This window comes from Aquiflexum sp. (assembly GCF_977115555.1).
The window spans coordinates 1-6,454 of the sequence record NZ_CDSBKL010000235.1; the positions used below are offsets into that span (position 1 = coordinate 1).

The 6,454-nt window shown below is 42.5% G+C and carries 4 protein-coding genes; all 4 read left to right on the forward strand.

Features of this window, described 5'->3' with window-relative positions:
• A partial coding sequence (locus ACZFYI_RS13570; RefSeq protein WP_462524668.1) for an FAD-dependent oxidoreductase occupies positions 1-279 on the forward strand: 279 nt, incomplete at its 5' end.
• An 18-nt stretch (positions 280-297) separates the two neighbouring features.
• Complete coding sequence (locus tag ACZFYI_RS13575) at positions 298-2,025, forward strand: FAD-dependent oxidoreductase (protein WP_462524669.1); 1,728 nt, start codon at positions 298-300, stop codon at positions 2,023-2,025.
• The gene (locus ACZFYI_RS13580) at positions 2,022-4,037 is read left to right on the forward strand and encodes a glucoamylase family protein (RefSeq protein WP_462524670.1); all 2,016 of its coding nucleotides are present in this window, start codon (positions 2,022-2,024) and stop codon (positions 4,035-4,037) included. The genes ACZFYI_RS13575 and ACZFYI_RS13580 overlap by 4 nt, the downstream gene beginning before the upstream one ends.
• A gap of 116 nt (positions 4,038-4,153) precedes the next feature.
• Positions 4,154-6,454 carry a beta-glucosidase BglX gene (gene bglX / locus ACZFYI_RS13585; protein WP_462524671.1) on the forward strand — a complete coding sequence of 767 codons (2,301 nt, stop codon included), beginning with the start codon at positions 4,154-4,156 and terminating at the stop codon, positions 6,452-6,454.

Sequence of the window (6,454 nt, forward strand, 5' to 3'; positions counted from 1 at the left end):
CATCCTGAGAATCCTTACAGCATATCTTATGGGACCATTGTTCCCAAAAAGAAGGATTGCGAAAACCTCTTGGTTCCTGTCTGTGTGTCAAGTTCCCATACTGCTTTTGGATCTATCCGTATGGAACCGGTATTTATGATCTTGGGACAATCCGCAGCTACAGCCGCAGCTTTGGCAATAGATGAAAAAATAGCAGTGCAGGATTTACCTTATGAAAAAATTCAAAAAAGTCTGAAAGCTGATGGGCAGGTATTGGTCTTAGAGGAAAGGCTAAAATGAATCTAAACCAAATTTGACATGAAGGATCTGTTTTTATCTCTATTTTTGATTTTATCACTCAATGTTTCAACTCCGGTTTTAGGACAGGATTCTTCCTATGATTTGGTGATTTACGGCGCAACTTCAGCTGGAATCGCCTCTGCCATTCAAGGCTCACGCATGGGTAAATCTGTATTATTAATTGAGCCTACAAATCATGTCGGCGGCCTGACAACAGGAGGACTTGGCGCCACTGATATTGGAAACAAACAGGCAATCGGTGGTATTTCCAGAGAGTTTTATCAAAATATCAAAGGCTACTATGAAAATCCCGAAAACTGGAAATGGCAGCAGCGATCCGAATATTTTAAACCAAATCCAGAAATCCCTTCAAAAGAAGGAGAAGATGCCATGTGGACATTTGAACCTTCGGTGGCAATGAAAGTCTACCAACAGATGATGGATTCTGAAGATATCGAACTGGTTACCGAAAAAAGACTTGACCGTGAAATAGGAGTGGAGCTAAATAATGACCGCATCGTCGCCATTACAATGGAAAGTGGGGAAACTTACCGTGGCAAAATGTTTATTGATGCTACTTACGAAGGGGACTTGATGGCAGCAGCCGGAGTGAGTTATATGGTAGGAAGGGAAGCCAATTCCGAGTTTGGAGAAACTTTAAATGGCGTTCAGGCAAATCACTACAATATTACCCTGAAAGGGAAAGTTTCCAGGAATGCCGTTCACCATAATTTCATACCCGGTGTGGACCCTTTTATTGAAAAAGGAAACCCTTCAAGTGGATTGCTTCCCTTTATCATAGAAGGAGGCCCGGGAATCGATGGGACTGCCGACAAAAAAATCCAAGCCTATTGCTACCGCATGACCTTGACAGATCATCCGGAAAACAGAATTCCTTTTGAAAAGCCAAAGAACTATACAGAATTAGACTATGAGTTACTCTTTCGAAATTATGAGGCTGCCACTGGTCCCATCGAAAAAATGTACCATTATGGCGATCCTTTGGTTCCTTGGATCAATTCGCCCATGCCAAACAGAAAGACAGACACCAATAACCAAAAAGGGTTTTCTACTGATTTTATTGGCCAAAACTTTGAATATCCCGAAGGGAGTTATGAAGTACGCGAAAAGATTGCCCAGCGTCATCTTGAATACCAACAGGGTTTGATGTGGACATTGGCTTACCACCCTAGGATTCCTGAAAAAGTCAGGGAAAAGGTGTCCAAGTGGGGCTTAGCCAAGGATGAATTTGAAGATAGGGGTGGATGGTCTCCTCAGCTCTATATCAGAGAAGCAAGAAGAATGCGAAGCGACTATGTAGTCACCCAGCGGGATTGTGAGGGGTTGGTGCCACAGGTGGAAGATGCAGTAGGGCTTGCTGCTTATACCATGGATAGCCACATGGTCCAGAGATATGTGGACCATAATGGCTTTGTCCAAAATGAGGGGAATTTTGAAGCTGGGGTAGAGAGACCTTTTCCAATTCCATATCGGGCAATAATTCCCAAAACTGGAGAGGTGAAAAACTTATTGGTTCCTGTTTGTGTAAGCTCATCCCATACAGCCTTTGGATCTATCAGAATGGAACCTGTCTTCATGGTATTGGGTCAATCTGCTGCTACGGCCGCAGTTTTGGCAATAGATGGAAATATGGCAGTTCAGGATTTGGAATATAGCAGATTGAGAGAAAGGTTGAAATTAGATGGCCAAATACTTGAAGCAGTTTCTGACTCCGGTAAAAAATGAAATTGATAAAAAATGAATACTTGGATTTCTCTTTTTTTGAAATGAAAGTCAGACCAGGAATTTATGTGTTTTTCTTAATCTGCAGTTTGATTATGGGATGTAGGGAAAGTGAGTTTGAGTCAACCTCCCTGATTCTTCAAAATATAGCTGTGGGAAATAATGAAATCAACCTTTCAGGAAATATTTCTGAAAACTTGCCCATTGATAGCCAAATCAAATTGGAATTTTCCTCTGAAATTGACCGCGCTACGATCCAGACTTCGATTTTGCTTTTGGAGAATACCCGCGAAACCCCTGTTTCATTGACATTAAATCAAGATAACAAAACCATCTTGATTACTCCTGCCGGTTTTTTGAAGGTAAATAACATTTACACTATTTCCATATCAAAAGGTCTCAAAGGAACTGATGGAAACACATTTTCAGGTAAAGAAGTAAAATTCAAGACAGTCGATGCCGGATTAGAGGTAATTTCTTTGGCTTTTGAAAATTCCGAACAAACCAAAACAGGCAGAACAGTCAATGTTCCTTTGAATTTTTCTTTAACTCTAGATTTTTCCGATCCTGTCAACCAACAATCTCTGATTTCAGCCACCAAAATCACAGGGCAATCTGTACCCAATTTGAAATTTACATTTACCGAAAATGACAAAAAGGTCAAGATTGAATCTACCTCGCCATTGATGGATCTTTCGAAATACACGCTGGAAATATCCAATGCATTAAAGGGAACTGAAGGGCAGAGTTTTGCAGCAATAAAAAAAGAATTCTTCTCTACATTCAGGCCGGACAATGCATTTCCCGTAATTTCAGAAGAGGAATTACTGACCAAAGTTCAGGAACAAACCTTCCGGTATTTTTGGGATTTTGCCCATCCAAACAGCGGCATGGCAAGGGAAAGAAATACCTCAGGAAATCTGGTGACTTCAGGTGGGACAGGATTTGGCCTGATGGCCATTTTGGTAGGGATAGAAAGAGGGTTTATCACCCATCAACAGGGTATTGAAAGGATTTCCAAAATCGTTGATTTCCTTGGGCAGGCTGACCGCTTTCATGGGGCTTGGGCTCATTGGATGGATGGAAACACCGGAAAAGTGATCCCGTTCAGCGCCAAAGACAATGGTGGTGACTTGGTGGAAACAGCCTTATTGGTTCAGGGACTTTTGACTGTCAAAGCTTATCTGAATACCAGTGACCCAATTGAAGATACTTTGGCAGAAAAGATTGATCTGCTATGGCGCGGGATTGAATGGGATTGGTATACCCGTGGAGGTCAGGATATATTGTATTGGCATTGGTCTCCACAATTTGGTTGGGACATGAATCTGCCCATCCGTGGATACAATGAAGCACTGATTGTATATGTGCTCGGGGCAGCTTCCCCAACGCATCCGATCAGCAAAACCGTATATGAAAAAGGCTGGGCAAACAATGGTGCCATGCGTAACGGCAAGCAGTTTTTCCAGATCCAACTTCCTCTTGGATATGATTTTGGTGGACCGCTTTTCTTTGCACATTATTCCTTTCTTGGATTGGATCCAAGAAATCTTTCCGATCAATACGCCGATTATTGGACACAAAATGTCAACCATTCCCGCATCAATCAAGCCCATGCCATCAGCAACCCACAGGGTTTTGCGGGATATTCTGAGTCAAGTTGGGGATTGACTGCTAGTGACAACCACCTCGGATACAATGCCCACTCACCTACCAATGACCTTGGAGTGATTTCTCCGACAGCGGCCTTGTCATCTTTTCCTTTTACTCCTGAAGCATCGATGAAAGCACTCAATTTTTTCTATTACAAAATGGGAGAAAGACTTTGGGGGCAATATGGATTTTATGACGCTTTCAACATCACCGAGCAATGGTATGCGGATTCCTTTTTGGCAATAGACCAAGGTCCGATCATCATCATGATTGAAAACCACCGGTCAGGATTGCTTTGGGATTTGTTTATGAAAGATCAGGAAGTAAAGGAAGGATTGAAAAAGCTAGGATTTAGTCATTAGGTATAAATTAGCTTTAGTGGCTTTATTTAGACGTATCCTTGAATAATTCCCGATATTAGTATGACTTTCTATAAAAGTTGAATTACTGAATAGTTCACCACAAAATAACCATCAAAATGAACAGATTCATCAGGTTTTTAATTTTTACTGTTGTAATCAGCCTTGCTATTGCATGTAATCCCTCTAAGGAAAATATGTCTTTGGAGGAGTCATATGCCTACAAAGCGGACTCTATTATTTCTCTTATGACCTTGGAAGAAAAGATCGGACAGCTCAATCTGCCTGCTTCCGGTGATTTCACGACTGGATTGGCTTCAAGTTCCAACATTGCAGAAAAGATTAAAGCAGGAAGTGTAGGCGGTCTTTTCAATATCAAAACTGCTGAAAAGATAAGGGCTGTTCAGAAAATTGCCGTAGAAGAAAGCAGACTTGGGATCCCAATGATTTTTGGAATGGATGTGATCCATGGATACGAAACCCTTTTTCCGATTCCGATTGGAATGTCCACTATTTGGGATATGGAATTGGTGGAGAAATCGGCAAGAATCGCAGCTATCGAAGCAAGTGCTGACGGGATCAACTGGACTTTTTCGCCGATGACGGATATCTCCCGTGACCCAAGATGGGGGAGGGTTTCAGAAGGAAGTGGTGAAGATCCATACCTCGGAGCACAGATTGCCAAAGCCATGATCAAAGGTTATCAAGGTGAAGACCTTTCCCTCAACAATACGATTATGGCCTGTGTCAAGCACTTTGCGCTGTATGGTGCACCCGAGGCAGGAAGGGATTACAATACAGTGGACATGAGCCGGATCAGGATGTACAATGAATATTTTTTGCCTTACAAAGCTGCCGTAGATGCAGGAGTCGGATCTGTGATGACTTCATTCAACGAGATAGAGGGAATCCCCGCCTCAGCAAACAAATGGTTGATGACAGATGTCTTGAGAGACCAATGGGGATTTAATGGTTTTGTGGTGACCGATTATACCGCCATCAATGAAATGATAGACCATGGAATCGGAGACTTGCAAAAGGTATCTGAACTTTCCTTGAAAGCCGGTGTGGATATGGATATGGTTGGAGAGGGGTTTTTGACAACATTAAAGCAATCTTTGGAAGAAGGAAAAATCACTGAAAAGGAGATTGAAGAAGCCTGTAAAAGGATTTTGATAGCAAAGTATAAGTTGGGTTTGTTCGATGATCCATATAAATATGCTGATCCTGAGCGGGCTAAGAAGGAAGTTTTTAACGCGGAAAACCGCCAAGTTGCAAGGGAAATCGCTGCCCAATCTTTTGTATTGCTCAAAAACAAAGACAATGCTTTGCCTATCCAAAAGAAAGGTACCATTGCTTTGATAGGGCCATTGGCAGACAACAAAGAAAACATGGCCGGAACTTGGAGCGTTGCGGGAAGGTTTGACCAATCTGTTTCATTGGCAGATGGATTGAAAAAAGCAGTAGGCGACCAGGCAAAAATAGTCTATGCCAAAGGTGCAAACGTGGTCGCAGATTCCTTGTTGGAATCCCGGATCAGTATATTCGGCAAACCTACCTACCGAGACAACCGTCCTGCTTCGGTCCTGATTCAAGAGGCGCTTGCTGTCGCCAAGAATGCTGATGTGATTGTGGCAGCTTTGGGGGAATCAGCTGAAATGTCCGGAGAATCCTCAAGCTTGAGCAATATCGAATTGCCCGAAAATCAAAGGGATTTGCTGAAGGCATTGCTGAAAACTGGTAAGCCTGTTGTGATGGTGTTATTTACGGGAAGACCTTTGGCTTTGACATGGGAGGAAGAGAATGTCCCTGCGATTCTCAATGTATGGTTTGCAGGAAGTGAAGCCGGAGATGCGATTGCCGATGTTTTGTTTGGGGATGTCAACCCTTCCGGTAAGCTCAGCACCACTTTTCCCCAAAATGTCGGACAGATCCCGATTTATTACAACCACAAAAATACAGGGCGTCCGCTTGCAGAAGGTCAGTGGTTCTCAAAATTCCGGTCCAATTACTTGGATGTAACCAACGAACCTCTTTATCCTTTTGGATTTGGTCTGAGTTATACTGATTTTAATTATGGTGAAATCAAATTGAGTGAAACCGCTCTTCAAGGCAATCAGACATTGACCGCAAGCATTGAATTGACCAACTCAGGTAAATATGATGGTAAGGAAGTTGTCCAATTGTATATCAGGGATGTCGTGGGTTCTGTGACCAGGCCAGTCAAGGAATTGAAGGGGTTTCAAAAAGTAAATTTGAAAGCTGGAGAAACCAAAGCCATAACTTTTGAAATCACGCCGGAAGATCTCAAATTTTACAATTCTGATTTGGATTTTGTCTGGGAACCGGGTGAATTTGAAGTCATGATCGGGGGCAATTCAAGAGATGTGAAGATGGGAAAAGTGGATTGGAAGGAGTAG

What these genes read in the sequence shown, in the direction of transcription:
- ACZFYI_RS13575 (WP_462524669.1), top strand. Translation starts at nt 298, where the DNA reads ATGAAGGATCTGTTTTTATCTCTATTTTTGATTTTATCACTCAATGTT.
- ACZFYI_RS13580 (WP_462524670.1), top strand. Translation starts at nt 2,022, where the DNA reads ATGAAATTGATAAAAAATGAATACTTGGATTTCTCTTTTTTTGAAATG.
- bglX (WP_462524671.1), top strand. Translation starts at nt 4,154, where the DNA reads ATGAACAGATTCATCAGGTTTTTAATTTTTACTGTTGTAATCAGCCTT.